Here is a 24,814-nt window from a genome sequence, read left to right on the forward strand (position 1 = left end):
CTCTGAAACCACGCAGCTTTCCGGAAACCCTCGAACACCCCGCGCAGAAGGCCTGATCGCGGGAGCGTGATGTGCGTCAGCGCGCAACAACCTCTCGCATCATCGCCATTTCATTCCGAGCCCCCCCGACCCAAATCCATCTCATCGGCAGCGACACACACCGCCGACACACACAACACCGCGGCTCGCAACGCACAAACAGGCCGCGCAACACACTGAAAGGACTACTGAAATGAAACTCGCTCTGACCTCCGCCCTCGTGATCGCCCTGACCGCTCCGGCCTTCGCATCCTCCCAGCTCGAGCGTCAGCTCGGCGTCGAGCCCGGCGTCTACAGCTTCTCCGAACTGGCCGCCATCAAGGGCAGCTACGACACCGATAACGGCTACAACATCGCCCCCCGCGGCGACGTGGTCTCGACCCAGTCGGTCGGCATCTCCCCGGCCCATGCACAGCTGGCCGCGACCCTGGGCGTGGACGCGAATGACTACAGCTTCGCCGAGCTGGCCAACATCAAGGGCAGCTTCGACACGGACAACGGCTACAACATCACCGAGCGCGGTGGCGTCGTCTCGACCCAGTCCGTGGGCGTCTCCGGCGCAGCCGCACAGCTGGCCGCAAGCCTGGGCCTCGACGCGACCGAGTACAGCTTCGCCGAGCTGGCCGCGATCAAAGGCGCCAAGGGTTCTCCTAACGAGTAATCCTTAACATCCCCCAAACCCCCGCCCGGATACCTCCCAACGGGCGGGGAGCCCCCCAGACACAACGCCCGGTCCCTCCCGTCCGGGCCGCCCACGCGACAAAAGCACCCGTCCCCGACAGCCCCCCAACGGACCCCTGACACGGACAAAATCCCCAGGTGCGTCGCGAAGGACCGGCCCCCCAAAGTCCAGGGGGCCGGTCGATTTGGGTTAAGCACGTAAAGCGCGTATTGCGGCCCATTTGGCACGTCCTATGGTTGAACATGCATCCGCCGTGCAGATTTCTTGACAAAGGAACATGCGAGAGGGCCGGGTGAGGCATGAGCCGAATTTTCACCCTGACCTTGAACCCCGCACTAGATATCTCGACCGAGGCACCAGAGGTCGTCCCGGATCTCAAGCTTAGATGCGCGCAACCGCGTGCCGATGCAGGGGGCGGTGGGGTCAATGTCTCTCGCGCGATCGCATTTCTTGGTGGTGAGACTGTCGCGGCTCTGGCTCTGGGCGGTGCGACTGGGGCGCAGGTTCGCGCGCTCTTGCGATCAGAAGGGATTCCGCTTTGGGAACTCGGCGTGAGCGCGCAAACCCGCGAAAACCTGTCGGTAATCTGTCAGGCGACCCACCGACAATTCCGTTTCATCATGCCCGGCGCTGTCTGGTCGCAAGCCGATCTCGCCACGGCGATCAACGCATTTTGCGATGGTTTGCGTCCAGGGGACATCGTGGTGCCTTCGGGAAGCCTGCCGCCCGGTGTGGAAAGCAGCGCTCTGGTGGATCTGCAAGCGCGCCTCGGTCCTCTCGGCGTTCGGACAATCCTCGATACATCCGGGCCGGCGCTTCGGGCGATGGCCGGGGCGCGTCAACATCCACTGGATCTCTTGCGGATGGATCTCGAAGAAGCCGAGAGCCTGTCCGGTGCGCGTCTGTCAAAGGTGCGGGATGTGGCGCGGGTCACGGAGCACTTGGCCAAGTTCGGTTGCGCGCGCGCTGTTGTCGTCGCCAAGGGGGCAGAGGGCAGCGTGCTGAGCCTCGACAGTGGCGAGACGTGGCATGTGCGTCCGCCGGTCGTGGAAGTGGTTAGCAAAACCGGAGCTGGGGACAGTTTCGTCGCGGGCTATACGCTGGCAGCGTCGCGCGGTGCGTCGCCACTGGAGGCTTGCATCCTTGGGGTCGGGGCGGCGTGTTCCACGGTGACGAGCGCGGATACGGATCTTTGCAACAAAGCGGATGCGGACCGCTACGCGGAGCAGTCGGTCGTAACCAAACTTTGAAGCGCCGAGGGCCTAGCGGCCCCAGACGCGGACAGGACCGCAGTCCATATGCACGAAAGACGACCCGGAATACTTGCCGACGCCACCCGCTTTGCAAGCTGCAGCGGCCGCAGCGATCTGCGGTACACTGCGGGATCCGAGGCGGAGATCCGCCGCCTGACCCTGCATGTGCAACGAGTTCTTGGCCACACCGCGAGAGCGGCTGCGCAGCATCGCGTTTGTCTCGGGTGAGCGATAGCCGGAGAGCAGCAGGTAGGGCTCATCCACATCGAGCATGTTATGGGCCGCGGCCATGATGTCGATGGTCCGCCGGTCAATCGTGCTGACGGCGTCGCGTCGCCAATCGCGCATAAAGTAGTTGATCTCCTTCATGGCGTCTTTGACGTATTTGCCTTCAACCCAATAGATCGTGTCGATCTTCTCGCCGGTCCGGCCAGAATGCATCTTGAGGCGTCGAATATCGCCGCCCCCGCGCAAAAAGCCGAAAGTGTTCGCGTAAACTGGCGCTGCCGTGACCGCCGTGGCCGCAAATGCACCAAGCAATGCACGCCGCGAAAGGCGGTCGCCCGTAACCTTGCTCATAGCTCGTATCGCCCCATAGCCTTGGGTCACTTGGCTGTGACCTCTGTCAAAGTACATCCCCAGATGTGTTAACCATGTGCCACACCCCGCCGGTTTCGCCAAGTTTGCGGCGGTGAGTTGCGGCAAAATCACCTATCTTCGGCAGATTCTTGCCCAATTCCCGCCAAATCCGCGTTGCAGATTGGTCGCGTCTGGGAAAAGAAACGCGTGTTTTGGTGAATATCTTCAAAATGTGAAGGTATTCATAAGATTTTGCATGGTTAGTCTATGCAGGACTTCAAGGAGATTTTGCCAGTGTCCCATCGTGTTTCCTCCGCTCTTTTACCGCTTCATGCGCTGCTGTTTGCCGTGGTGGTGCTTCTCTCTGGTCTGACCGGCCCGGCCCATGCGCAATCGACCGCGTTCAAGCTCGCTGTGGCCGAGGCCGCGGCGGATGATCCTGCGCTGGCGGCCTTCTACAAGGCGCGGGATTACAAGGGTCTTTGGACGACAAATCGCGATCGGAATCGGCGGTCGGCGCTGCTCAAGGCGCTCGACAAGGCTTGGGTCCATGGATTGCCCGAGGCTCGCTATGATGCGGTCGGTCTGCGACAGGCATTTGGCGCGGCGAAGGATCCGCGCGCTCGCGGGTTGCTCGATGTCCGGGCGAGCAAGGTGTTTCTGCAATATGCGCAGGATATTCAAAGCGGTGCGCTGACACCTTCACGCGTTGATTCCGCCATTGTACGGGCTTTGCCCCGGCGAGATCGGGGGGAGCAGATCGCCGCGTTCTCCAAGAGCAACCCGTCGCGATTCATCAAGGCGCTTCCGCCCAGTTCCGGCGCCTATACGCGGCTTCTGAAGGCCAAGCTTGAGATGGAAAAAACCATCGGCGCGGGCGGTTGGGGACCTCAGGTGAAGGCTTCCAAGTTGAAGCCCGGGCAGACAGGTCCGGCGGTGATCGCGCTGCGGGATCGTTTGATCCGCATGGGCTATCTGAAGCGTACCGTTTCGGCGAGCTATGACGCGGCGCTGCAAGTGGCCGTGCAAAAATTCCAGCGTGATCATGGGCTTGCGACAGATGGTGTGGCAGCCAAAATCACCTTGGGCGAACTGAATGTCGAGCCGCAGCAGCGTCTGCAATCCATCCTTGTCGGGCTGGAGCGGGAGCGTTGGATGAATTTCAATCTCGGCAAGCGCCACATCATGGTGAACATCCCTGATTTCCACGCGCGCGTGAACGAGAACGGGAAAGAGGTCTTCGCCACACGGGTCGTTGTTGGCAAGAACACATCGGACCGCCGCACGCCGGAATTCTCCGACGAGATGGATCACATGGTGATCAACCCAACCTGGAATGTGCCGCGCTCGATCGCGACCAAGGAATACCTGCCAAAGTTTCAGCAGGATCCGAACGCCCATAGTTACCTGCGTCTGATTGATGCTTCGGGGCGGGTCGTGGACCGGGCCTCGGTGGATTTCACGCAGATGACAGCGCGAAATTTCCCGTTTGATATCAAACAACCACCCTCGAACCGCAACGCGCTCGGGCTGGTGAAGTTTATGTTCCCGAACAAGCACAACATCTACCTGCACGACACACCCGCGAAGTCCCTGTTCGGGCGGGAGAGCCGGGCCTATTCCCATGGCTGCGTGCGGGTCGCCGATCCGTTTGACTTTGCCTATGAGCTGCTCTCCAAGCAGGAGAGCAATCCAGAGGGCTTCTTCAAGACGCAACTCGCCAAGGGCAAGGAAACCTGGGTCTATCTCGATAAGGTCGTGCCCGTGCATCTGGTCTACCAGACGGCTTTCGCGCCGGCGAAGGGCAATGTGCAGTTCCGCCGGGATGTCTATGGCCGCGACGCCAAACTCTGGTCTGCGCTGTCCAAGGCTGGGGTGGTGCCGCGCGCCGTTCAGAGCTAGGTCTTACGTCAAAGGCGCGCTCCGGTTGAGCGCCCCCATGATGACGGAGAGCGCGACATGTACAGTCTCAGGCAGATTGCGGAGGCGCTCGGCGCCGATGTGGTGGGCAATGCGGACCTGAGGGTGGCCGGCGCGTCCGAGCCGGGCAGTGCTCAGGCAGATGAACTCGCGCTCGCCATGGATCCCAAATATGCCGATGGTCTCGCTCAGGGCGAGGCGCGGGCGGCGATGCTTTGGGGCGATGCCCCGTGGGACGAGTTTGGCCTCGAAGGTGCGATCCTCGTAAAGCGCGCGCGCTATGCCATGTCGGGCCTCACGACACTCCTGGATCCAGGGCCGGAGATTGCGGCGGGGATCCACCCGATGGCGTTGGTCGATCCAAGCGCCGAGATCGGTCCCAACGCGGCTATCGGGCCCTTTGTCGTCATCGCGCGCGGGGTGCGGATCGGTGCGAATGCCCGGATCGCCCCGCAGACGATGATCGCGGAAGGGGCGGAGATTGGCGCGGATGTCCTCATCCACGCCGGGGTCAAAATCGGCGCGCGCGTCCGCATTGGCGATAGGGTGATCCTGCAACCCGGCGCCTGCATCGGGGCAGATGGGTTTTCTTTCGTCACGCCCGAGACCTCGGCGGTTGAAGAAGTCCGCAAATCTGTCGGCGATCGTGGGGAGGCTGCAGGCCAGAGCTGGACCCGCATCCACTCGCTTGGCGCAGTGGAGATCGGCGATGACGTGGAGATCGGAGCCAATGCGTGCCTCGACCGCGGCACCATCCGGGACACGCGGATCGGGCGGGGCACCAAACTCGATAACCTCGTGCATATTGGCCACAACGTTCAAGTTGGCGAAGACTGCCTGCTCTGCGGGCAGGTCGGGATTGCTGGCTCCAGCAAGGTTGGCAACCGGGTTGTGCTGGCCGGGCAGGTCGGTGTGAATGACAACATCTTCATCGGCGATGACGTGATCGCAGGCGGTGCGACCAAGATCTTCACCAATGCCCCGGCGGGCCGCGTGCTCCTCGGCTACCCGGCGATGAAGATGCAATCCCATGTGGAGAGCTACAAAGCCATCCGTCGCCTGCCGCGTTTGATCCAACAGGTCGCAGCCCTGCAGAAAGCAGTTTCAAAGCGCGCGGAGAAGGACTAAATCAGCCTCAGATTGACCAGAGGCTGCGGCCGTCTCAGGGCCGCTGAGAGTGAGTAATTTGTCACAAACCGTCCGCGACCAAGTCATCTCGATCATTGCGGAACAGGCTGTTCTGCAACCCTCCGATATCAAACCGGACGCCACGATGGAGGATCTGGGCATCGACAGCCTCGGCCTCGTCGAAGCGATCTTCGCGATCGAGGAAGCCTTTGATATCTCTGTCCCTTTCAATGCGAATGACCCCTCTGAAAGCGGGTTCGACATCTCCAATGTCGAGGCGATTGTCTCGGCGGTGGACGGTCTCGTCGCCGCGCAGAAGGCTGGCTGACCCATGCACCGCGTGGTGATCACCGGGCAGGGCACGATCAATGCCCTGGGGGTGAATGTGGCCGAAACGCTTCAGGCGTTTCGCGACGGACGTTGCGGGATTTCCCAGCTCGATATCCGCGATGTGGATCGGCTCTCGATCCAGATCGGGGGGCAGGTCAAGGAGTATGACCCGGAAGCGGCCTTCAACCGCCAACAGATCTCTCTCTATGACCGGTTCACCCAATTCACGCTTCTGGCGGCGGATGAGGCGATCCGGCAGTCAGGCCTGAGTTTTTCGGGTGAGCTTGCCGCCCAGGCCGGGGTCGTTCTCGGCACGGCGGGAGGCGGTGTGAACACCTGGGATGAGAATTACCGGACCGTCTATGAGGACGGAAAGAACCGGGTGCATCCCTTCGTGGTCCCGAAGTTGATGAACAACGCTGCGGCGAGCCATGTCTCCATGGCCCACAACCTCAAGGGCCCGAGTTTCACGGTGGCGACGGCCTGCGCGAGCTCGAACCATGCCATGGGGCAGGCGTTCCAATTCATCCGCTCGGGGTTGAGCAAGGTGATGATCTCGGGCGGCTCGGAATCCATGCTTTGCTTTGGCGGAGTGAAGGCCTGGGAAGGGCTGCGAGTGATGTCCCGCGACGCCTGCCGCCCGTTCAGCGCCAATCGCAACGGCATGGTGCAGGGCGAGGGGGCGGCGGTCTTCGTCTTTGAAGAGTACGAACATGCCAAGGCCCGGGGCGCGGAGATCCTCGCCGAGGTGATCGGGTTTGCCATGACCTCGGACGCGGCGGATATCGTCATGCCCTCGAAACAAGGGGCCGCGCGCGCGATCGCGGGGGCCATGAAGGATGCGCGCGTGAACCCGGATCAGGTCGGCTATATCAACGCCCATGGCACGGGCACGGCTGCCAATGACAAGACGGAATGCGCGGCGGTGGCCGATGCCTTTGGCCACCATGCGGATAATGTGATGATCTCATCGACCAAATCCATGCATGGCCATCTGATCGGCGGGACCGGAGCGGTGGAGCTTCTGGCTTGTGTTATGGCACTCCGCGACGGGGTGATCGCGCCGACGATCGGCTATGAGGAGCCGGATCCGGAATGCGCGCTCGACGTGGTGCCCAACACTGCGCGGGACGCCAAGGTCGATGTGGTGCTGAGCAACGCCTTCGCCTTTGGCGGGCTGAACGCGGTGCTGACCCTTCGCAAGGCGCCCTGACGCGCAGGCGTCGGGCGCCGCGCTTGGGCTTTACTCGGCTGCGGGCGCTGCGGCTTTGATCTCGTCCGAGAGCTTGTTGAAGGCGGCCGTGAACCCACGGAGGGAGGCCGATACTTCAACCCGGGCGTCCGGCCGGGCGAGCGCCACGATAGAGACGGTCGCCACGGCGCCGCCCTTCATCGCATCCACTTCCAGTGCCGACACGCCAAAGCGCGAGAAACAGCCCGTCCGGTTGCACCAGACGAAGGGTTTCGGCGGCAGCGCTTCGCCATCCACGGCCAGGATGAGGCCCTCGGTCAAAACGGTTTCAAGCGGCGTGATGACGGTGATCAGAGCGCCGACATTGCTGCCCTCGGGCGCGGGCAACAGGGTGAATTCCGACACCGGATTGTCCGACTGATCGCGCAGCAGCTGATAGAGTTGGCAGCTATCCTCCGATTGCGGACCCTGGCCACGAATGCAGCGAATGCTCCAATCAGTGAGGGTCTCGCGGATATAGGTCTGGCCCGGCTGCAACTCGGCAGGTGCGGCCTCCGCGGTGCCCTCGGCGGTCTGCGCGGCCCCTGGGCCAGCCAGCGTCAGAGCCAGCGCAACAGCGAAAAGGCGGGACAAGGGGGAACGGATCATGAAGGAGGTCCTCTGAAGGTCATGGGGCGCCATTGCTCGGATTGGCCAGACGCGCTTGCGCGCTGAATGCCCTGCTGTGCCGGGCCCGTCCATTGAAAAAGGGCCTGCAAGCAGACCCTTTTTTATTCTTATCTCCCTGTCGGACTGGCCGACTTATGGCGTGACGCTACGACCTTCCGTCGCAGGGGTCAACAGGGGGTGACTCACATTTTTGCCAGTTTTGGGTGACGCTGGGTCAGCTTTTTCATGTTGCCCTCGGCCAAAAACCCAAAGCGCTTGCAGAGATTAAAAAAAGGCCGCACCGAAGATCAGCGCGGCCAGTCCAACAGGGAGGAGTGCAACCGGGAAAAGAGGAACATACCCGGCGCAGGCTCATACTGGCACGAATTGGTTAACCCTGTATTATCACGGGAAAACCACGAGGAGGGGCAGCACATGCATCTGGAGGACCGGATTTTCGTCGGCGGCGGAGGGGAGGACTATGGCACCCCGCAGCACCTGTTGCTGAAGGCGGCCAACCGCCATGGCCTGATCGCCGGTGCGACAGGGACGGGCAAGACTGTCACGCTGCAGATCCTTGCCGAGGGCTTCTCGGCCATGGGGGTGCCTGTGCTTCTGTCGGATGTGAAGGGCGATCTCTCGGGCCTTGCGAAGTCAGGCAGCCCGGAGGCCAAGCTCCATGGGCCGTTCACGGAACGCGCAGAGACGATCGGGATCTCGGATACCTATGACTATGACGCATTTCCGACTGTGTTTTGGGACCTTTACGGGGATCAGGGCCATCCGATCCGCACCACGGTCACCGAGATGGGGCCGCTCCTGCTGAGCCGGTTGCTCGAGCTCAGCGAGGCGCAGGAAGGGGTGCTCAACATCGCCTTCCGCGTTGCCGACGAGCAGGGGCTGGGCCTCTATGACCTGAAGGACCTGCAAGCGCTTTTGGTCTGGGTCGGCGAGAACCGTGCAGGCCTCTCCCTCCGCTATGGCAATGTCTCGGTGCAATCCATCGGGGCGATCCAGCGCCGGTTGATGGTGCTCGAAAATCAGGGCGGGTCGAAGCTCTTTGGCGAGCCCGCGCTGGAGCTCGACGATCTCCTGCGCACGGCCCCGGATGGGCGCGGGCAGATCAATATTCTGGCCTCCGACAAGCTGATGGCGGCACCGCGGCTCTATGCGACCTTCCTGCTCTGGCTGCTCTCCGAACTGTTCGAGACGCTCCCGGAAGTCGGCAACCCGGACAAGCCCAAGCTCGTCTTCTTCTTTGATGAGGCACATTTGCTCTTTGAGGACGCGCCCAAGGCGCTGGTCGACAAGGTGGAGCAGGTGGCCCGGCTGATCCGCTCCAAAGGGGTGGGGGTCTATTTCGTCACCCAGAACCCGGATGACGTGCCCGAGGATGTGCTGGGGCAGCTTGGCAACCGGGTGCAGCACGCTCTGCGCGCCTTCACCGCCCGGGACCGACGGGCCTTGCGTGCCGCCGCCGAAACCTATCGCGACAACCCCGCGCTCGATATCGAGACCGCGATCCAGGAAGTGGGCACGGGCGAGGCCGTAACCTCCATGCTGGATCGCAAGGGGATCCCGGGCATGGCCGAACGGACGCTGATCCGCCCCCCATGCAGCCAGCTTGGTCCGATCACCAAGGGCGAGCGCATGGATGTGATGGCGGCATCGCCGGTGGCGGGCAAATACGAGACGCCGCTCGACCGGAACTCGGCGTTCGAGATCCTCTCGAAACGCGCTGCCGACGCCGCGGCCGAAGCCGAAGCAGCCGAGGCCAAGGAAGAGGAGGCCAGCGTGGCCGAGCGCGAGTACCGCACGGCACGGCGCTATTCCGCACCAAAGGTCGGCCGGTCGTCCTCCCGCACCAGGAAAGCCAAGCAGAGCGAAAGCCTCAGCCAGGCCATGGCGAATGTGGTGATCAAGGAGCTCAAGGGCACCACCGGACGCCGGCTCGTGCGCGGCATCATCGGTGGGCTCTTCAAGGGGCGCTGACGCCCCTTAGAGCGGCCGGATCTTCAGCTTCGAAAGGCGGTTATCCTTGCGGGCCGCCACCTCGAAGCGGAAGCCGTGGAAGCTGAAGCATTGGCCGATATTCGGGATCATCTGCGCCTCGTGGATGACGAGACCGGCGACGGTATTGGCCTCCTCATCGGGCAGGTTCCACTCGGTTGCGCGGTTCAGATCACGGATCGTCATGGCCCCGTCCACGAGGAAGTTGCCATCCTCGGATTTCCGCACCGGATGGTCAGCATCCGGGTCGAACTCATCGGTGATCTCGCCGACGATCTCTTCTAGTATGTCCTCCAGCGTAATCAGCCCCTGTAACGCCCCGTATTCATCCACGACCAGCGCGAAATGGGACCGGCGGCGCAGGAACTCCTTCATCTGCTCGTCGAGCGTGGTGGTTTCGGGCACGAAATAGGGCTTCATCGCCACATCCATCACCTCGAAGGCCTCCAACCCTTTCTCCGAGGCCTCGGGTCCCCGGATCAGCCGGTCCATGGCACGCAGAAGGTCCTTGGCATGGATCATCCCGATGATGTTCTCGCGGTCCTCGCGATAGACGGGCAGGCGGGTATAGGGCGATTGCAGGCACTGGCTCAGGATCTGCTCGGGCGTGTTATCCGCATCGATCATCTCGATCTTGGAGCGGTGGAGCATGATCTCCTCGACCGCGCGCTCGTTGAGATCGAGCGCCCCCAGCAACCGGTCGCGATGTTCTTTCTCCACCGCGCCTTCGGAATGGCCCATGCGCAAGGCGCCTTCGATCTCTTCGCGCACCGAGAGCATGTTCGCCCCGGCCTCGATCCGCATGCCGAGGACACGCAGCACCGCCCGTACGATCAGGCGGACCGCCGCGACCATGGGGGCGAGCACGGTGATGACGATCTTCACAGGGCCCGCAGCACGGGTCGAAGCGCTCTCGGGATTGGTGATCGCATAGGTCTTGGGCAGCACCTCGGCAAAGATCAGCACCAGCGCTGTCATGACCAAGGTTGCCAGCGCCACGCCACTGTCGCCAAAAGCCTTGGTGAAGACCGCCGTGGCGAGCGAGGTCGCCAGGATATTGGCCAGGTTGTTGCCCAGCAGGATCCCCCCGATCAGCCGTTCATTGTCTTCCTTCAGGCCAAGCGCCCGGGCCGCGCCCTTGTCGCCCTTGTCGGCCATGGCATGGAGCTTGCCGCGCGAGGCCGCCGTCAGCGCCGTCTCACTGCCCGAGAAGAACCCCGAGCAACAGAGCAGCAGCAGGATCACCCCGCAGGAGATCCAGAACGATGTGTCATAAAGGGTCGTGTCGAGGGCAGGGTCCATTTTGCGACTGCATCCTTGTGGGCTTTATGTTCTTATGGGCGCGGGCAGAGGCCGGTTCAAGGGACAGACATGGACGTACGCGATCTGGGCACGTTAGAGGGCAAGGTTGTGCTCTATGGTGGGCCGTATTCGAACCTGCAGGCTTCGCTGGCGCTGCTCTCCTATTGCGCCGATAACCACATCCCCGCGTCGCAGCGGATCTGCACCGGGGATATCGTGGCCTATGGCGGGGAGCCCAAGGCGACCTGGTCGCTCATGCGCACCACGGGCGGGGCGATTGTGGCCGGGAATTGCGAGCGCAATCTGGCCGAGGATGCTGAGGATTGCGGTTGCGGCTTTGGCGCGGACACGACCTGCGATCTGCTGTCCCGGGCGTGGTACTCCTTCGCGCAGCGCGAGTTGCCCGCCGAGGCCAAAGCCTGGATGGCGGACCTGCCGGACATGATCACCTTCACCTATGGCGGCAAACGCTGCGCGGTGATCCATGGCGGTGTGTCCGATATCAGCCGGTTCATCTGGCCCAGCTCGGACGAGAGTGTCTTCGCCGAGGAGATCGCCCTGATCGAGGCCGAGATCGGCAAGGTCGATATCGTTTTCGCCGGCCATTGCGGCATCGCCTTTCAACGCCAGATTGGCGAGACCCTCTGGGTCAATGCAGGCGCGATCGGTCTGCCGCCCCATGACGGACGTCCCGAGACGCGGTTTGCGGTGATGGAGGGTGAGAAGATCCTGATTGAGCGGCTCTCTTACAATGCGCGCCCGGCGATCTCGGCCATGACCCGCGCGGGCCTGACCCAAGGCTATCAAGAGACACTCGCCACGGGCATCTGGCCCAGCGAAGACGTGCTCCCAGACGCGCTCCGCCGCAGCGGCTAGCGCGCTGTGGCCAGCGGGTGATGGGTCAGGACCAGATCCTTCAGCCGCTCATCCAGAACATGGGTGTAGATCTCGGTGGTCGAGACATCCGCATGACCCAGGAGCGCCTGGATCGAGATCAGATCCGCTCCCCGTGCGAGCAGATGCGTCGCAAAGGCGTGGCGCAGGGTGTGGGGCGTGACCTTGGACGGATCCACACCGCCCATGACCGCGATCTCCTTGATCAGCACGTAAAACCGGTGGCGGGTCAGGTGGCCGAGCTTGCCGCGTGACGGAAAGAGGAATTTCGACGGCGCCGCCCCCTTGGCGACCCGCGCGTCATCGGTGGCGTCGCGCAACGCGAGCCAATCCTGCAACGCCTCGCGCGCCGAGCTCGACAGGGGCACCATGCGCTCGACCCCGCCTTTGCCCCGCACAAGGATCAGGTGAGGATCGCCGCGTACGGCGGCTACGGGCAGGGCGCAAAGCTCGGTGACGCGCAACCCCGTGGCATAGAGCACTTCGAGCATGCAGGTATTGCGCACCCGGTCCTCCTCGCGCTGGCCGGTCTCGCGCGCCGCCAGCAAGAGCCGGTCGATCTCATCCTCCGACAGGGTCTTGGGCAAGCGCTTGGCCCGGCCCGGACCCTTGATCTGCTGGCTCGGGTTGTCGGTGCGCAGGCCTTCCTCATAGGCGAAACGGTAAAGCTGCCTGATGGCCGAAAGCCGCCGCGCGCGGGTGGCCTGGCTCAGCCCCGCATCGCTGCAGGAGACGAGATAGGCCTCGATATCGGCCCGGCTTGCGGTGGCAAAGGCGCCGCCCTCTGCGGCCAGATGCGCCTCGAAATCCAGAAGGTCACGGGCATAGGCGAGGCGCGTGTTCTCCGCCGCGTTGAGTTCCGCGGCTTGCGCATCGAGAAAGGCGTCGATCCAGCGCCGGGTCATGTCCGCGCCTCGCGCAGAACGAGGGAGAGGGCGATCTCCCGGGCGCTTTGCTCGAACCCGAGCATGCGCAGCACCGCCAACGCGGTCCCCGCATCATCCGGATCCGGAAGGGCAGAATCGCCCAAAAGACGCAAGGCGCGCAGGGTCGCGGCGCCGTATTCTTCAGCTGCGAGCAAGCGCTCGAACGTCTGCGGCAGCGGTGGAGGCGTTGACGAAAAAGCCGCTGTGACTGCTGCGGTGAGCGCCGTGGGCGGCGCACTCTCGGCGCTCAGGCCCCGGGCGATGGAGGCGAGGATCGGATCCTCGATCCGCGCAGCATAGCTTTCGGCCTCCCGCGTCAGAAGCACCATATGCTCGGCCAGATCGCGGGCATCCTGGGTCACCGGCAGGCGGGCGAGGCGGCTTCCATAGTACTCGGCGAAAACCTCGGTCAGCCCGACCGCCTCCATCTCGGCAATGGCACGGGGCAGGGTTTGGGCAACGGCCTCTGCCTCTCCTGACAAGAGCGCCAGATCAAAAGCCTGGATCGCATCGACCCGGTCCCAGAGCCCACCGGAGGCTGCCGGGTTCCTCTCCGTATAGAGCGCGAAGAGCTCGCCGCCGGTGATCCCACCCGTGCGGGCCAGCCGTTCGGCGGCTTCGAGCCGGGGTTTCCAGCCCTGATTGGGCGAGAGCAGCGCGTGATTGAAGGCAAGCGGCAGGGTCCGGGCCGGGGGCGCCTCGCCCAGTGCGGCCAGCATCCGGTAGCTGAGCGGTGTGATCGGTTCGGGGGGCGCGGCCAGCGGCATGCCCTCGAAGAGCTCCGGGTCGAGGAACCGCGCCATGAGCAGATCCTCGGCCTCGCTCACATAGCCGAGCGCGCGCGCCGTCTCGAGGCTGAGCGCGGCCGCGGGCCAGTCATTGTTCCGCGCGAGACAGAAGATCCGCGCCGAAAAAGTCGGCGCCACATCGGGCACAGCCCGCAGGGTGGCGCAGGCCCGGTCCTCATCGCCGCGCAGGAGGCTGATATCGAACCAACGGCGGAACACTTCCGGATCGTCGCTGACCCCGGCACGCTCCACCAGCGCCTGGGCATCGGGCAGTGCGCCAAAGGCCAGCAGCGCATCAAGACGCGCCAGAAACAGGGTATGGTCCGGGCCGGTATCCACCGGCGGGTCCAGCTCTGCCAGCAGGATCCGCTTGAGCAGACGCCGCGCAGGCAGGGGCAGGCCAGTGCTTTGCGCGCGCAAATCGCGGGCCAGATCCGCCGCCGGGGTCACTCCCCAGAAATCCCGGGGCAGGCCCGAGACACTGATCGGGAGCAGCCCGACACCGTCAATTGCCTGATCTTCCAGCGGGGCAACTTCGATTGCCTCGACACTGGCCGAAGGCGCGATGTCATCATCCCGGCGCGGCAGCGGCGAGCTTGGCTGGGCAATGATGTCCGACAACCAGTCGATGGCCGAGATCGGATCCTGCGCCTGCCCGGGAGTGCCCCCGAGGCAGATCAGGGCGATCCCGCTCAACAGAGCCTGTCGCGCCCTACTGCCCATCCAGCGTCACCGGAATGCGCACGGGCGTGCTCTCGGACGGCAAATCGCCCACATACCCGTAGCCCAACAGCCCCAGCGCGCCGAGCGCGACCAGCACCAATACAACCAAAAAGAGTTTTCCCAACACTGCTCGTACCTTTGCCTGCCTGCGTCTTATGCTTTTTCTCTATGGTATTTCGTGACGCTTCCCGCCATTCAAGCGCTATGCTATCACATGCGTTCGAATTTTTGCAGGAGTGGCGATAAGTGGCCGAAGCCGCAACAGTGCAGCTGACCTGTCCGGTCGTGCTCGTCGGGATGATGGGCGCGGGCAAGACGGCCGTGGGGACAGCCGTGGCGGCCAAGCTTGGGGTGCCCTTTATCGACAGCGATCACGAGATCGAGCGCGCGGCCAATGCCAAGATCGCGGAGATTTTCGAGCGGGACGGCGAGGCGTTTTTCCGGGATCGCGAGACCGAGGTTCTCTCGCGGCTTTTGACCGGCGCACCTTCGATCCTGTCGACCGGGGGCGGGGCGTTTCTGGCCGAGCGCAATCGCACGATCATCGCTGAACTGGGTGTGTCGGTCTGGCTTGATGCGGATCTCGAGCTGCTCTGGAACCGGGTGCGCCACAAGACGACGCGGCCGCTGCTGCTGACGGATAATCCGCGCGCGACATTGGCCGAGATCTTTGCCGCGCGGGTGCCGATCTATCAAAAGGCCGCTGTTCATGTGAAGGCCGCGCCGGACCTGACGATCGAGGCCATGGCGGAGCGGGTGATCGCCGCCCTTGCCAGCCGTCCGGGGATCTTTGTCGCGGGCTAGGCGCTCGGGGGTGGAGCCTGCGGGACCAGACTGCTAGAGCACCGGGGCCGCCCTCTTGCGCGAAAGGTGCCCCCCATGTCCGACGCTGCCGCCTCCCTTCTGGAAACCGTCCATGTGCCCCTGGACAGCCGGGCCTATGATGTGGTGATCGGGCCAGCGCTCCTCGAAGAGGCCGGTGCTCGGATCGCGCCGCTCCTGACCCGCAAGACCGTGAGCATTGTCACCGATGAGACGGTCGGCGCGCTGCATCTGGCCACCCTGCAGGACAGTCTGAAGCGCGCCGGGATCGAGAGCACGGCCCTCTCCCTGCCAGCGGGCGAGGCCACCAAGGGCTGGCCTGAGTTCAGCCGCACCGTCGACTGGTTGCTGGAGCAGAAGGTCGAGCGCCGCGATCTGGTCATCGCTTTTGGTGGCGGTGTTATTGGCGATCTCGTGGGCTTTGCGGCGGCTGTTCTGCGGCGCGGGGTCGGCTTCGTCCAGATCCCCACGAGCCTCTTGGCCCAGGTCGACAGTTCCGTCGGCGGCAAGACGGGGATCAACTCGGTCCATGGCAAGAACCTGATCGGCGCGTTTCACCAGCCGCGCCTCGTGCTGGCGGATACGGCGATCCTCGGTACGCTGACCCCGCGCGATTTCCTCGCGGGCTATGGCGAGGTGATGAAATACGGCCTGCTCGGGGATGCCGACTTTTTCACGTGGCTAGAGACCGAAGGACCCAAGCTCGCCGCCGGGGATATGACCGCGCGGGTGGCGGCCGTGCGCCGTTCGGTCGAGATGAAGGCCGAGATTGTGGTGCGCGACGAGACCGAGCAGGGGGATCGTGCGCTCCTCAATCTCGGCCACACCTTCTGCCACGCGCTCGAAACGGCGACGGGCTATTCCGACCGGCTCCTCCATGGGGAGGGGGTGGCAATCGGCTGTGCCCTGGCCTTTGAGCTCTCGGCGCGGCTTGGGCTTTGCGCGCAAGAGGATCCCAGCCGGGTCCGCGCCCATCTGGCCGAGATGGGGACAAAACGCGATCTGCGTGACATCGAAGGGGAACTCCCGAGCGCCGAGGATCTGCTCACTCTGATGGGGCAGGACAAGAAGGTGCTCGATGGTCAGCTGCGTTTCATTCTGGCCCTTGGGATCGGCGAGGCCTTCGTGACCTCCGAGGTGCCGCGCGACGCGGTGCTGTCTGTGCTGCAGGACGCGCTCGACCAACGCGCGGTCTAGATCCGGGCATTTGCCCAGAAAACAGTCCCGGAGTCCCGCTGCAACTGACGTTTTCGCAGAAATGAGCCGCGCTTTTTCGCGGAACTGGCGAAACTGCGCGTGTTTCCTAACGGTTCCCTAACACGGGTTTTGTCATTCATTGGATCTATGATTAAGAATGGTTAACGGCGTGGGCGTGTCGGGGAATTCTAACCCGACCCCGGGGCAATCGGGGCGTGCCGTTGATCGATTTGTGAAAAGTGACTTATCGAGGTGGACACGATGCTGCTCTCGCAGTGGACTGGTTTTTGGGGATGGAAGGCGAACGCGATCACCGTCTCGCGCATGCAGGACAAGATCATCGAAACGCCGGATGGCGCCATCCACATTGTCTTGAATGAAGGTCGGTTCGCGGGGCTGACCCTCCGCTCGAGCTACGACAACGGCGCAACCTGGGATGAAACCTACCGGTTCGAGGATACGGGCCGGTTCTCGACAGCGCATCTGCAGATGCTGCCCGATGGCGAGACGCTGACCGTCTCCTTTCAGGGCGATGATGGCGAGATCTACTATCAAGCCCTCGACTATGACGCGGACACCCATGGCTGGAGCGCCTTGGCCGATCCGAGCCTCGCGGTCGAGGGGATCGCTTCGGGGCGGGTGAGCCTGCCCAATCACCTGGTGGCCGAGGATGGCACGATCTATGCCGTGGCCATTCAGTCCAACATCTTTGCGCCGCGTATCACGCTCTCGAGCTCCGAGGATGGCGGCGCGAGCTGGAGCACGGAAACCACGCGGTTCCCGGACCATGAGGCGGCTTCCGCGCGGCTGGTTTCAACGCCTGAGGTGACGGGCGTGCTGCTGGCCACGGACACCAATATCAGCTGGCTCGATGGGGCCACGGGCGCGCTGGAGGAGGTGTCGGATCTCGGCTCCTACCAGGTCTTTGCCAGCCATTACAGCGTGACCGTCGTGGGCAATGACATCTATCTCGCGAATGTTACCGAGGAAGAAACTCCGCAGCTCGAGTTCTTCATCTATGACGGCGACACGCGGAGCTGGAGCGAGCGGATCTCGCCCGATCACACCTTCGCCTCCGAGGCCTATGTCCAGCTGAGCTCGAACGAAGAAGGGCATCTCTACATGACCTTCGACGAGATCGGCACGGGCCTTGTTCGCGTCCTCGAGAGCGTTGATGGCGGTCTGACATGGGATATCGAGACGGATATCGTCGTGGAATCGGGCGTCGAGGCCGGGTTCACGCGCATGGTCGCCCCGGAATACTTCACCGAGGATCTGGTGATCTTCCAGATGGTTCTTCCGCGAGAGGATTCGAACTTTCGCGGTGTCAGCGTCACGACCGTCGATGTGGATGATGATGGCAGCGCCGATGACGTAGCGCGCTTTGCACGCGAGGATCCCGGCCTGCGCCGTCAATGGTTTTCAGATCTCTGGAACGAGCGCAATGGTGACGAAGAGGGCGGCCTGCGCAACCGCATGGACACTGAACGCTGGTCCGATTGGGAGCCCGGCGCGGGGCTCTTAACCCTTGTCGATAGCTTCGATTTCTGAGCAGCGCCCCGGATCGGGGCGCGCCAGACCGAGCGTGGCCCGCTTGGCTTAGAACGGGATCTCGTCGTCCAGATCGCTGTTGGAGCGACCACCGCCGCTGGGCGCCGGGCTACCACCGCCATAGCGATCGTCGCCGCCATAGCCGCCGCCGGACTGATCGGGCATGTAGCCGCCGCCGCCACCACCGCCCATGCCGCCACCGCCGCCCTCGCGCCCGTCGAGCATCGTCAGCTCGGACCGGTAGGGGCGCAGAACGACCTCGGTCGAATAGCGATCCTGACCGGACTGGTCCTGCCATTTGCGGGTCTCGAGCTGGCCTTCGATATAGACCTTGGAGCCCTTGCGCAGATACTGCTCTGCCACGCGGGCGAGGGGCTCCGAAAAGATCGCGACCGAGTGCCACTCGGTCTTTTCACGCCGCTCACCGGTGTTCCGGTCTTTCCAGTTTTCCGAGGTCGCGATCCGCAGGTTGCAGACCTTTCCGCCGTTCTGGAACGTGCGCACTTCCGGGTCGCGCCCGAGATTTCCGATCAAGATGACCTTGTTGACCGAGCCTGCCATGACCGCCTCCCTTCGAATCTGTGTTCGGATCTGCACTGAGTTGTGATGACGTTACACCATCGCACGCGGGTAATGAAAAGTCGGAAGCAGCGACAGGTTGTGGATGGTTGGCGTTTTTTAACATTCCGCCTATAAACCGGGAGGAGATGAGGGAGAAACCCATGCGAAACCTTGGCAAGAACTGCCTGACTTGGGCGCGGCTCTGTGCGGCGCTGGTGGTGGTGGCTGTTGGCGGCACCACGGTTGGGGCCGGTTTTGCCGATACCTCGCGGTCGAGTTCGTCCCGGGCCTCGCTGTTTTCCTCCCAGACCAATGTGCTCGACAGGCGCGGGGCCTCGCAATACGAGCATTCCGCCCGTTTCCTGCCGCGTCGCACCGGACGTTCGGCGGACATCCCCTCCTATAGTGGCAGCTATGCGGGACCGTATCTCTCCATGGCCAAGGCGGCTGCGCGGCGCCATGGCATTCCGGAGGATCTGTTCCTCCGGCTCGTGCAACAGGAGAGTGCGTTCAACGCCAAGGCTGTGTCCCATAAAGGGGCGATCGGTCTCGCGCAGCTCATGCCCGGCACCGCGCGGGATCTCGGGGTGAACCCCCATGACCCGCGCCAGAACCTCGATGGCGGGGCGCGCTATCTGCGCACGCAATACCAGCGGTTCCGCGACTGGAAGCTCGCTCTGGCGGCCTATAATGCGGGCCCCGAGGCCGTAGCCCGGCATAACGGGATCCCGCCCTATAAAGAGACGCGGAACTATGTGCGTCGGATCATGGGCACGCTCTAGGGGCTACTCCTCTGTCCAGTTCGGCGGGCGTTTGTCGAGAAACGCCGCAATTCCTTCTTCGGTGTTCCGGAAGGCCATGTTCTGCACCATGACATCGCCCGTATAGGCATAGGCCTCGGCCAGGGGCATCTGGGCCTGCTCGTAGAAAGCGCGCTTGCCGATGGCGACGACCTCGCCCCGTTTCTCGGCCACGCGGGCGGCCAGCGCTGCGGCCTCGGAGGACAGGGCCTCGGCCGGCACGACCTTGTTGATCAACCCGACCTCCTGGGCGCGGGTGGCGTCGATCATCTCGCCGGTGGTCAACATCTCAAAGGCTTGCTTGCGCGGGATGTTGCGCGACAAGGCCACCATGGGGGTGGAGCAGAAGAGCCCGATATTCACCCCGTTCACCCCGAACAGCGTGCCCTCGGCCGCCACAGCCATATCCGCAGTGGCCACAAGCTGGCAGCCCGCAGCGGTGGCGATCCCGTGCACCTCGGCGATGACCGGCTGGGGCAGGGCCTGCAACCCCATCATCATCCGTGCGCAACGGTCAAAGAGGTCCTTGAACGCCGCCGCCCCGCCATCCGGGGCCTGGCGCGACGCCGTCATCTCCCGCAAGTCATGCCCTGCGCAAAAGGCCCGCCCAGACCCGCGCAGCACCACAACCCGGGTCGCGCGATCCTCCGCCAGCGCGTCAATCTGCGCCTGAAGGGCTGCGAGCATCGCGTCGGACAGCACGTTGAGGGTCTTGGGCGCATTCAGGGTCAGTGTGGCGATGCCATCCTGATCCGCGCGTGTGAGTATTTCGTCGGCCATCTTGCCCTCCCGTCGGTTTGCCGCAACCTTAGGGGGCCAAAGGGCAGGGGGGCAAGATGACCGTTGAGATGGATGCGCAGGCGCTGGAGGCGTTTCTGGCGGAGGCTTTTCCTCAGGTGGCCGGGGATTTCCGGGTGGAGGAGGTTGCAGCCGAGCGGCTCGTCGTGCGGCTGATCACTCAGGACAAGCATCTGCGCCCGGGGGGTACAATCTCCGGACCCTCCATGTTCGCACTGGCGGATGTGGGGATTTATCTGGCGATCTTGGCCCGTCTTGGGCCTGTGGCTTTGGCCGTGACCACGAATTGTGCCATCGATTTCATGCGAAAACCCGAAGCCGGCAAGGATCTGATCGCCGAAGCGCGGCTCTTGAAGCTCGGACGCGTCCTTGCCGTGGGCGATGTATTGATACGCTCCGAGGGGTTAGAGAAGGTCGTGGCCCGCGCCTCGCTCACCTATTCCATCCCTCCAAGCGCCACCTAGTCACAAAAAAGCCGGCCCAAGGGGGCCGGCAGTCAGGGGAGATATCTCCGATGGGCTAGAAGATGCGGCGCAATTCGCGCTCGGCGTCATCGCGCGTCAGTCCAATATCCCGGAGATGATGGTCGCTGAGCCCCTGGAGGCCGCGGCGTGTTCGACGTTGAGTGTCCCATTTCGTCAGTGCCACCGCGACGCGCAGCGCAAACTGCGCCAGGGCGGGCAGGGCGGGAGCGGTCGACAACTGCGCGATCAAGGCAGCATTGGCAGAGCGTGTCATGGGTCTGTCTCCTAAATTGTATTGACACAAATCCTGGTATCAGGCATCATATTGATACAATCTTGTGGCGCGCCTGTCTAAGGAAACATTGTGATGGATACAATTTGGTTTGGTGATCTTTCGGACGCCCTGAGCGTTGGCACTGGACCAAAATACACGCGGCTGGCCGAAGCCCTGCGTCAGGCGATCGCAAGTGGTGCCCTGAAACCGGGGGAGAAACTGCCTCCGGTGCGGGATCTGGCTTATCGGGTCTCTGTGACGCCGGGCACCGTGGCGCGGGCCTATACGCGGCTCACCGATGCGGGGCTGCTGGAGACCGGAGTGGGGCGGGGCACCTTCGTGGCGCAAAAGGCGATCTCGGCGCCGCCTCTTCGTGTGCCGGAAGTGGATTCCGTACTGCACAATTCCGAGGCTGACCCCCATGACGTGAATCTGATCTCGCCCCATTTGCCCAATGTCGGGCAAGCCCGGTTGATCCGCGAGAGCCTGATGCAGATCGCCGCCGCGCCGCCCTCGGGCGTGATGCATTATCCCGGCCATCGGACCGGGCAGGCAGCCCGGGAGGCGGTCGTCTCTTATCTGTCCAATGTCACGCTTGGCCGCCTTGGCGCCGAAGACGTCGTGCTCTCACACGGGGCGCAGAGCGGTATCCTTCTTGTGATGCAAGCGGTGCTCACCGGGCGGCGCCCGGTGGTGCTCGTGGAGGAGTTGGCCTATCCCGGCTACCGCCGCGCGGCGGAGTTGCTGCGCGCGGAGGTTGTGCCGGTGCCCATGGACGAGCACGGGGTGCGTCCGGACGCGCTGGTGGAGATCGCGCGCCAAACGGATGCGCAATTGCTGTGTCTGTCCACCGAGGTGCAGAACCCACTCCTGATCGCCATGACTGCGGCCCGTCGGCTCGAAATCGTCGAGGCGGCTCGGCGGGTGAACCTGCAACTCTTGGAGGACGATACCTATCGCCTTGGCGCGGTGACCGGTCCTGGCCTCCGGGCGCTCGCACCTGAGCGGGGCTGGTTCGTCTCCTCCCTTTCGAAATCCCTAAGCCCGGCTTTGCGCTTTGGCTTCGTCGTGGCCCCGGATGGGCAGGCGCAAGCGGCGCGCCGGGCGGCGGAGGCCGGATTCTTTGGTCTGGCCACGCCGATCACCGATCTGGCCGCGACATTGCTGACCCATCCTTCACTGCCCAAGATGCAAGACGATCTGCGCAAGGAGGTCGCCTGCTATGTCCGCTCCATGGTCAACAAGCTGGGGCGGTTCGATCTGCGTTGGCGGGAGGATGCGCTCTTTGTCTGGCTGAGCCTGCCGCCGGGTTGGCGGGCCAGTGCCTTTGCCCGGGCCGCCGAGTCCGAGGGCGTACAGATCCGGACCGCCGAGGATTACGCCGACCGCAACGGCCGCGCACCCCATGCGATCCGCTTGGCGGTAAACGGGGGTGTCAGCCGCAAGAGCTTTGACAACGCGTTGGAACGCTTGCGCGGTCTTCTGGACCATCCGCCGGAGCGGATTGCGGTCTAGAAAGTGGGGGTATATTAATACCTTATTTTCAAACCTATGTTTTTCAACAAATAATGCTGCATCAAGGCACTTGACCCCGCCGCTAGATCCCTTAGAACGCGCCCATCAAACCGGGCATGGCCCCGGCTCACGTTCTGATAGGGCGAAGAAATGAAAACCTTTACCGCAAAACCGGCGGATATCGACAAGAAATGGATCCTGATCGACGCCGAAGGCATCGTTCTGGGCCGTTTGGCATCGATCGTCGCCACCCGCCTTCGTGGCAAGCACAAGCCGAGCTTCACGCCGCATATGGATATGGGTGACAATGTCATCATCATCAATGCAGACAAAGTTCAGCTGACCGGCAAGAAGCGCGACAAGCCGAACTACTGGCACACGGGCTATCCGGGCGGCATCAAGTCCCGCACCACCGGCCAGATCCTCGAGGGCAAGTACCCTGAGCGCGTGGTCACCCAGGCCGTCAAGCGCATGCTGCCCGGTGGGCCGCTGTCGCGTCAGCAGATGACCAACCTGCGCGTTTATGCCGGCGCCGAGCACCCCCATGAGGCCCAGAGCCCCGAGGTGCTGGACCTGGCGTCCAAGAATTCCAAGAACACCCGGAGCTGAGTGAATGGCTGAAGAGATCAAATCCTTCGACGACCTGAGTGCCGTCGCTGAGGGCTCCGTCGCCGACGTGGCGCCCGAAACCACCATCTCGCGCGAGCCGGTTCGTGATGAACTGGGCCGCTCCTACGCCACCGGCAAGCGGAAGGACGCGGTTGCCCGTGTCTGGATCAAGCCGGGCTCCGGCAAGGTCACCGTGAATGGCAAGGAGTTGAACGTGTATTTCGCACGTCCGGTGCTGCAGATGATCCTGCGCCAGCCCTTCCAGGTGGCCGGTGTCGAGGACCAGTTCGACGTGACCGCGACGGTCAAGGGCGGCGGTCTGTCCGGTCAGGCGGGCGCTGTCCGTCACGGGATTTCCAAGGCGCTGCAGCTCTATGATCCCTCCCTGCGGAGCGCGCTCAAGGCAGCAGGCTTCCTCACCCGCGACAGCCGCGTGGTCGAGCGGAAGAAATACGGTAAGGCCAAAGCGCGGAAGAGCTTCCAGTTCTCCAAGCGCTGATCCAGCCGGATTTTCGAGACAAGTCAAAAAGGGCGTGCCATGCGGCGCGCCCTTTTTTGGTGCGCTGCCTTGACCCGCACGGGGGCGTCCGCTTCTCTGCCCCTATCCCAGCGCCAGCCATCGCCCGCGCGGTTCACAGCAATTGGAGCCTGATAGATGTTTCTCACCATGAACCGTTTTCGCGTCAAAACCGGGCAGGAAGAGGCGTTTGAAACCGTCTGGCAATCACGCGACAGCCATCTGAAGCAGGTGGATGGGTTCGTGTCCTTCCACCTGATGAAAGGCAGCGCGGAGGAGGGCATTCGTCTCTACGCCTCTCACACGCTCTGGCGGGATCGGGGTGCGTTCGAGGCCTGGACCAAGTCCGAGGCTTTCCGCATGGCCCATAAGGGCGCGAAATCCAGCGCCGAGATGTATGACGGCCCACCCGTGCTCGAGGTGTTTGACAGCATTCAGGAGCTGAGCTGAGCGCAGCGCACCGTGCAAACACATCAGGGGGAGGGAATTGATGTCACCGTTGCGGAAACTGAAAATCTATCTGCGAAGCACGTTGAATGTATTGGGCATCAGAAAGGCACCCAGCCGCCTCAGTCAGTCCTTGAAGGTCGAGGGGCTTACTTACTTGAGTCATGCAAAACTGATCCGCATCGAAGAGGCGCTGCAATCGCTTGAGGACAAGAAACTCGAGGGCGGAATTGCAGAGTTTGGGGTTGCTCTGGGCGGGTCTGCTGTATTGCTTGCACGCACCGCGAAAGCCCAGGGGCGGGTTTTTCACGGGTTCGATGTCTTCACAACGATCCCGGAGCCAACCTCGGACAAAGACGACGCGGCCTCGAAGGAGCGTTATAAAGTCATTGTGTCTGGCCAATCCAAGGGGATCAATGAGGAGACCTACTATGGCTATCTCGATGATCTCTACGAGCGCGTGAGCGCGACCCTGACGCGCTACGGAGTTCCTCCCGAGCCTGGCAAGATCATGCTGCACAAGGGGTTGTTCGAGGAAACAGTTCCGAATGTCGATCTTGCGCCTTTGGCCTTCGCTCATATTGACTGCGATTGGTATGATCCGGTGTGCTACTGTCTCAAGGCGGTGGATGCTGTTTTGGTTCCAGGGGGAATGATCATTCTGGATGATTACCATGATTATGGCGGCGCCAAGACCGCAATGGATGAATTTGTCTCCGAGCATCCTGAGTACCACGTGATCGATGGCCGCAATCCGATGCTCGTGAAGCGCGCATAATCGAAGGGCATGCCTGCAAGAGGTGCAAGCGACGGGATTTCCGCTTGTTCCCGGCGGCGCATCTTCG

General features: G+C 63.1%; 27 protein-coding genes. 18 read left to right on the forward strand and 9 right to left on the reverse strand.

From position 1 onward, the window contains the following. Positions 1–232: 232 nt before the first annotated feature. Both ACP153_RS05750 and ACP153_RS05755 read left to right on the forward strand, forming a co-directional pair. Positions 233–700 (forward strand): hypothetical protein, encoded by a 468-nt coding sequence (locus tag ACP153_RS05750; RefSeq protein WP_424970027.1) that lies wholly within the window; start codon positions 233–235, stop codon positions 698–700. A gap of 320 nt (positions 701–1,020) precedes the next feature. Beyond that, a complete protein-coding gene (locus ACP153_RS05755) occupies positions 1,021–1,971 on the forward strand; it encodes a 1-phosphofructokinase family hexose kinase (protein ID WP_424970028.1) in 951 nt (316 codons plus the stop codon). 12 nt (positions 1,972–1,983) lie between these two features. Here the strand turns inward: ACP153_RS05755 and ACP153_RS05760 are convergent, their stop codons facing one another. Next, a complete protein-coding gene (locus ACP153_RS05760; RefSeq protein ID WP_424970029.1) occupies positions 1,984–2,553 on the reverse strand; it encodes a YcbK family protein in 570 nt (189 codons plus the stop codon). A gap of 294 nt (positions 2,554–2,847) precedes the next feature. Between ACP153_RS05760 and ACP153_RS05765 the strand changes: the two genes are divergently transcribed. Genes ACP153_RS05765 through ACP153_RS05780 form a run of 4 tightly spaced genes read left to right on the forward strand, consistent with a single transcriptional unit; the run spans position 2,848 to position 7,144 of the window. Beyond that, a complete protein-coding gene (locus tag ACP153_RS05765) occupies positions 2,848–4,455 on the forward strand; it encodes a L,D-transpeptidase family protein (protein WP_424970030.1) in 1,608 nt (535 codons plus the stop codon). A gap of 57 nt (positions 4,456–4,512) precedes the next feature. Beyond that, on the forward strand, positions 4,513–5,601 hold the full coding sequence (lpxD, locus tag ACP153_RS05770) for a UDP-3-O-(3-hydroxymyristoyl)glucosamine N-acyltransferase (protein WP_424970031.1): 1,089 nt from the start codon (positions 4,513–4,515) through the stop codon (positions 5,599–5,601). Positions 5,602–5,659: 58 nt separating this feature from the next. Further along, positions 5,660–5,929, forward strand: coding sequence for an acyl carrier protein (locus ACP153_RS05775; protein ID WP_424970032.1), 270 nt, complete (start codon positions 5,660–5,662; stop codon positions 5,927–5,929). Between the two features lie 3 nt (positions 5,930–5,932). Then, positions 5,933–7,144 (forward strand): beta-ketoacyl-[acyl-carrier-protein] synthase family protein, encoded by a 1,212-nt coding sequence (locus tag ACP153_RS05780; RefSeq protein ID WP_424970033.1) that lies wholly within the window; start codon positions 5,933–5,935, stop codon positions 7,142–7,144. 30 nt (positions 7,145–7,174) lie between these two features. Here the strand turns inward: ACP153_RS05780 and ACP153_RS05785 are convergent, their stop codons facing one another. Next, complete coding sequence (locus ACP153_RS05785; RefSeq protein ID WP_424970034.1) at positions 7,175–7,771, reverse strand: invasion associated locus B family protein; 597 nt, start codon at positions 7,769–7,771, stop codon at positions 7,175–7,177. Positions 7,772–8,206: 435 nt separating this feature from the next. Here ACP153_RS05785 and ACP153_RS05790 point away from each other — a divergent pair, with 435 nt between their 5' ends. Then, complete coding sequence (locus ACP153_RS05790; RefSeq protein ID WP_424970035.1) at positions 8,207–9,763, forward strand: helicase HerA-like domain-containing protein; 1,557 nt, start codon at positions 8,207–8,209, stop codon at positions 9,761–9,763. A 6-nt stretch (positions 9,764–9,769) separates the two neighbouring features. Here the strand turns inward: ACP153_RS05790 and ACP153_RS05795 are convergent, their stop codons facing one another. Continuing rightward, a complete protein-coding gene (locus ACP153_RS05795; protein ID WP_424970036.1) occupies positions 9,770–11,083 on the reverse strand; it encodes an HlyC/CorC family transporter in 1,314 nt (437 codons plus the stop codon). Between the two features lie 69 nt (positions 11,084–11,152). Here ACP153_RS05795 and ACP153_RS05800 point away from each other — a divergent pair, with 69 nt between their 5' ends. Then, positions 11,153–11,959: a metallophosphoesterase family protein gene (locus ACP153_RS05800; RefSeq protein WP_424970037.1), complete on the forward strand. Its 807-nt coding sequence runs from the start codon at positions 11,153–11,155 to the stop codon at positions 11,957–11,959. On the opposite strand, the gene ACP153_RS05805 is transcribed toward ACP153_RS05800, so the two are convergent. From ACP153_RS05805 to ACP153_RS05815, 3 genes are read right to left on the reverse strand one after another with little or no spacing between them, the layout of a single operon-like run. Beyond that, entirely contained in the window at positions 11,956–12,882 is a 927-nt protein-coding gene (locus ACP153_RS05805; protein WP_424970038.1) for a site-specific tyrosine recombinase XerD, read from the reverse strand. The genes ACP153_RS05800 and ACP153_RS05805 overlap by 4 nt on opposite strands. Continuing rightward, entirely contained in the window at positions 12,879–14,387 is a 1,509-nt protein-coding gene (locus ACP153_RS05810; protein ID WP_424970039.1) for a hypothetical protein, read from the reverse strand. The genes ACP153_RS05805 and ACP153_RS05810 overlap by 4 nt, the downstream gene beginning before the upstream one ends. 16 nt (positions 14,388–14,403) lie before the next feature. Continuing rightward, positions 14,404–14,538 carry a hypothetical protein gene (locus tag ACP153_RS05815; protein WP_424970040.1) on the reverse strand — a complete coding sequence of 45 codons (135 nt, stop codon included), beginning with the start codon at positions 14,536–14,538 and terminating at the stop codon, positions 14,404–14,406. A 122-nt stretch (positions 14,539–14,660) separates the two neighbouring features. Between ACP153_RS05815 and ACP153_RS05820 the strand changes: the two genes are divergently transcribed. From ACP153_RS05820 to ACP153_RS05830, 3 genes are all read left to right on the forward strand, one after another. Continuing rightward, complete coding sequence (locus tag ACP153_RS05820; RefSeq protein ID WP_424970041.1) at positions 14,661–15,218, forward strand: shikimate kinase; 558 nt, start codon at positions 14,661–14,663, stop codon at positions 15,216–15,218. A 75-nt stretch (positions 15,219–15,293) separates the two neighbouring features. Continuing rightward, complete coding sequence (gene aroB / locus ACP153_RS05825) at positions 15,294–16,433, forward strand: 3-dehydroquinate synthase (protein ID WP_424970042.1); 1,140 nt, start codon at positions 15,294–15,296, stop codon at positions 16,431–16,433. 324 nt (positions 16,434–16,757) lie between these two features. Beyond that, positions 16,758–17,984 carry a hypothetical protein gene (locus ACP153_RS05830; protein WP_424970043.1) on the forward strand — a complete coding sequence of 409 codons (1,227 nt, stop codon included), beginning with the start codon at positions 16,758–16,760 and terminating at the stop codon, positions 17,982–17,984. Positions 17,985–18,032: 48 nt separating this feature from the next. On the opposite strand, the gene ssb is transcribed toward ACP153_RS05830, so the two are convergent. Further along, a complete protein-coding gene (gene ssb, locus ACP153_RS05835; protein ID WP_424970044.1) occupies positions 18,033–18,545 on the reverse strand; it encodes a single-stranded DNA-binding protein in 513 nt (170 codons plus the stop codon). Between the two features lie 161 nt (positions 18,546–18,706). Here ssb and ACP153_RS05840 point away from each other — a divergent pair, with 161 nt between their 5' ends. Then, positions 18,707–19,327 carry a lytic transglycosylase domain-containing protein gene (locus tag ACP153_RS05840; protein ID WP_424970045.1) on the forward strand — a complete coding sequence of 207 codons (621 nt, stop codon included), beginning with the start codon at positions 18,707–18,709 and terminating at the stop codon, positions 19,325–19,327. A 3-nt stretch (positions 19,328–19,330) separates the two neighbouring features. On the opposite strand, the gene ACP153_RS05845 is transcribed toward ACP153_RS05840, so the two are convergent. Further along, a complete protein-coding gene (locus tag ACP153_RS05845; RefSeq protein WP_424970046.1) occupies positions 19,331–20,125 on the reverse strand; it encodes an enoyl-CoA hydratase in 795 nt (264 codons plus the stop codon). Between the two features lie 56 nt (positions 20,126–20,181). Here ACP153_RS05845 and ACP153_RS05850 point away from each other — a divergent pair, with 56 nt between their 5' ends. Beyond that, positions 20,182–20,607: a PaaI family thioesterase gene (locus ACP153_RS05850; RefSeq protein WP_424970047.1), complete on the forward strand. Its 426-nt coding sequence runs from the start codon at positions 20,182–20,184 to the stop codon at positions 20,605–20,607. A 55-nt stretch (positions 20,608–20,662) separates the two neighbouring features. On the opposite strand, the gene ACP153_RS05855 is transcribed toward ACP153_RS05850, so the two are convergent. After that, positions 20,663–20,881: a DUF1127 domain-containing protein gene (locus tag ACP153_RS05855; RefSeq protein ID WP_424970048.1), complete on the reverse strand. Its 219-nt coding sequence runs from the start codon at positions 20,879–20,881 to the stop codon at positions 20,663–20,665. Between the two features lie 93 nt (positions 20,882–20,974). On the opposite strand from ACP153_RS05855, the gene ACP153_RS05860 reads away from it, so the two are divergent. The 5 genes from ACP153_RS05860 (at position 20,975) to ACP153_RS05880 (ending at position 24,747) form a co-directional block, all read left to right on the forward strand. Then, positions 20,975–22,396: a PLP-dependent aminotransferase family protein gene (locus ACP153_RS05860; RefSeq protein WP_424970049.1), complete on the forward strand. Its 1,422-nt coding sequence runs from the start codon at positions 20,975–20,977 to the stop codon at positions 22,394–22,396. 150 nt (positions 22,397–22,546) lie between these two features. Continuing rightward, positions 22,547–23,005, forward strand: coding sequence for a 50S ribosomal protein L13 (gene rplM / locus ACP153_RS05865; protein WP_424967475.1), 459 nt, complete (start codon positions 22,547–22,549; stop codon positions 23,003–23,005). A 4-nt stretch (positions 23,006–23,009) separates the two neighbouring features. Continuing rightward, positions 23,010–23,504: a 30S ribosomal protein S9 gene (gene rpsI / locus ACP153_RS05870; protein WP_424970050.1), complete on the forward strand. Its 495-nt coding sequence runs from the start codon at positions 23,010–23,012 to the stop codon at positions 23,502–23,504. 156 nt (positions 23,505–23,660) lie between these two features. After that, positions 23,661–23,972 carry an antibiotic biosynthesis monooxygenase family protein gene (locus ACP153_RS05875; RefSeq protein WP_424970051.1) on the forward strand — a complete coding sequence of 104 codons (312 nt, stop codon included), beginning with the start codon at positions 23,661–23,663 and terminating at the stop codon, positions 23,970–23,972. A gap of 40 nt (positions 23,973–24,012) precedes the next feature. Then, a complete protein-coding gene (locus ACP153_RS05880; RefSeq protein ID WP_424970052.1) occupies positions 24,013–24,747 on the forward strand; it encodes a TylF/MycF/NovP-related O-methyltransferase in 735 nt (244 codons plus the stop codon). Positions 24,748–24,814 lie beyond the last annotated feature (67 nt).

It is taken from the genome of Dinoroseobacter sp. S76, from assembly GCF_049801095.1.
Lineage (GTDB): Bacteria > Pseudomonadota > Alphaproteobacteria > Rhodobacterales > Rhodobacteraceae > Dinoroseobacter.

Coding starts and splice junctions, on each gene's coding strand:
- ACP153_RS05750 (WP_424970027.1), top strand. CDS start 233: ATGAAACTCGCTCTGACCTCCGCCCTCGTGATCGCCCTGACCGCTCCG.
- ACP153_RS05755 (WP_424970028.1), top strand. CDS start 1,021: ATGAGCCGAATTTTCACCCTGACCTTGAACCCCGCACTAGATATCTCG.
- ACP153_RS05760 (WP_424970029.1), bottom strand. CDS start 2,553: ATGAGCAAGGTTACGGGCGACCGCCTTTCGCGGCGTGCATTGCTTGGT.
- lpxD (WP_424970031.1), top strand. CDS start 4,513: ATGTACAGTCTCAGGCAGATTGCGGAGGCGCTCGGCGCCGATGTGGTG.
- ACP153_RS05780 (WP_424970033.1), top strand. CDS start 5,933: ATGCACCGCGTGGTGATCACCGGGCAGGGCACGATCAATGCCCTGGGG.
- ACP153_RS05785 (WP_424970034.1), bottom strand. CDS start 7,771: ATGATCCGTTCCCCCTTGTCCCGCCTTTTCGCTGTTGCGCTGGCTCTG.
- ACP153_RS05790 (WP_424970035.1), top strand. CDS start 8,207: ATGCATCTGGAGGACCGGATTTTCGTCGGCGGCGGAGGGGAGGACTAT.
- ACP153_RS05795 (WP_424970036.1), bottom strand. CDS start 11,083: ATGGACCCTGCCCTCGACACGACCCTTTATGACACATCGTTCTGGATC.
- ACP153_RS05800 (WP_424970037.1), top strand. CDS start 11,153: ATGGACGTACGCGATCTGGGCACGTTAGAGGGCAAGGTTGTGCTCTAT.
- ACP153_RS05805 (WP_424970038.1), bottom strand. CDS start 12,882: ATGACCCGGCGCTGGATCGACGCCTTTCTCGATGCGCAAGCCGCGGAA.
- aroB (WP_424970042.1), top strand. CDS start 15,294: ATGTCCGACGCTGCCGCCTCCCTTCTGGAAACCGTCCATGTGCCCCTG.
- ACP153_RS05830 (WP_424970043.1), top strand. CDS start 16,758: ATGCAGGACAAGATCATCGAAACGCCGGATGGCGCCATCCACATTGTC.
- ssb (WP_424970044.1), bottom strand. CDS start 18,545: ATGGCAGGCTCGGTCAACAAGGTCATCTTGATCGGAAATCTCGGGCGC.
- ACP153_RS05840 (WP_424970045.1), top strand. CDS start 18,707: ATGCGAAACCTTGGCAAGAACTGCCTGACTTGGGCGCGGCTCTGTGCG.
- ACP153_RS05845 (WP_424970046.1), bottom strand. CDS start 20,125: ATGGCCGACGAAATACTCACACGCGCGGATCAGGATGGCATCGCCACA.
- ACP153_RS05850 (WP_424970047.1), top strand. CDS start 20,182: ATGACCGTTGAGATGGATGCGCAGGCGCTGGAGGCGTTTCTGGCGGAG.
- ACP153_RS05855 (WP_424970048.1), bottom strand. CDS start 20,881: ATGACACGCTCTGCCAATGCTGCCTTGATCGCGCAGTTGTCGACCGCT.
- ACP153_RS05860 (WP_424970049.1), top strand. CDS start 20,975: ATGGATACAATTTGGTTTGGTGATCTTTCGGACGCCCTGAGCGTTGGC.
- rplM (WP_424967475.1), top strand. CDS start 22,547: ATGAAAACCTTTACCGCAAAACCGGCGGATATCGACAAGAAATGGATC.
- rpsI (WP_424970050.1), top strand. CDS start 23,010: ATGGCTGAAGAGATCAAATCCTTCGACGACCTGAGTGCCGTCGCTGAG.
- ACP153_RS05875 (WP_424970051.1), top strand. CDS start 23,661: ATGTTTCTCACCATGAACCGTTTTCGCGTCAAAACCGGGCAGGAAGAG.
- ACP153_RS05880 (WP_424970052.1), top strand. CDS start 24,013: ATGTCACCGTTGCGGAAACTGAAAATCTATCTGCGAAGCACGTTGAAT.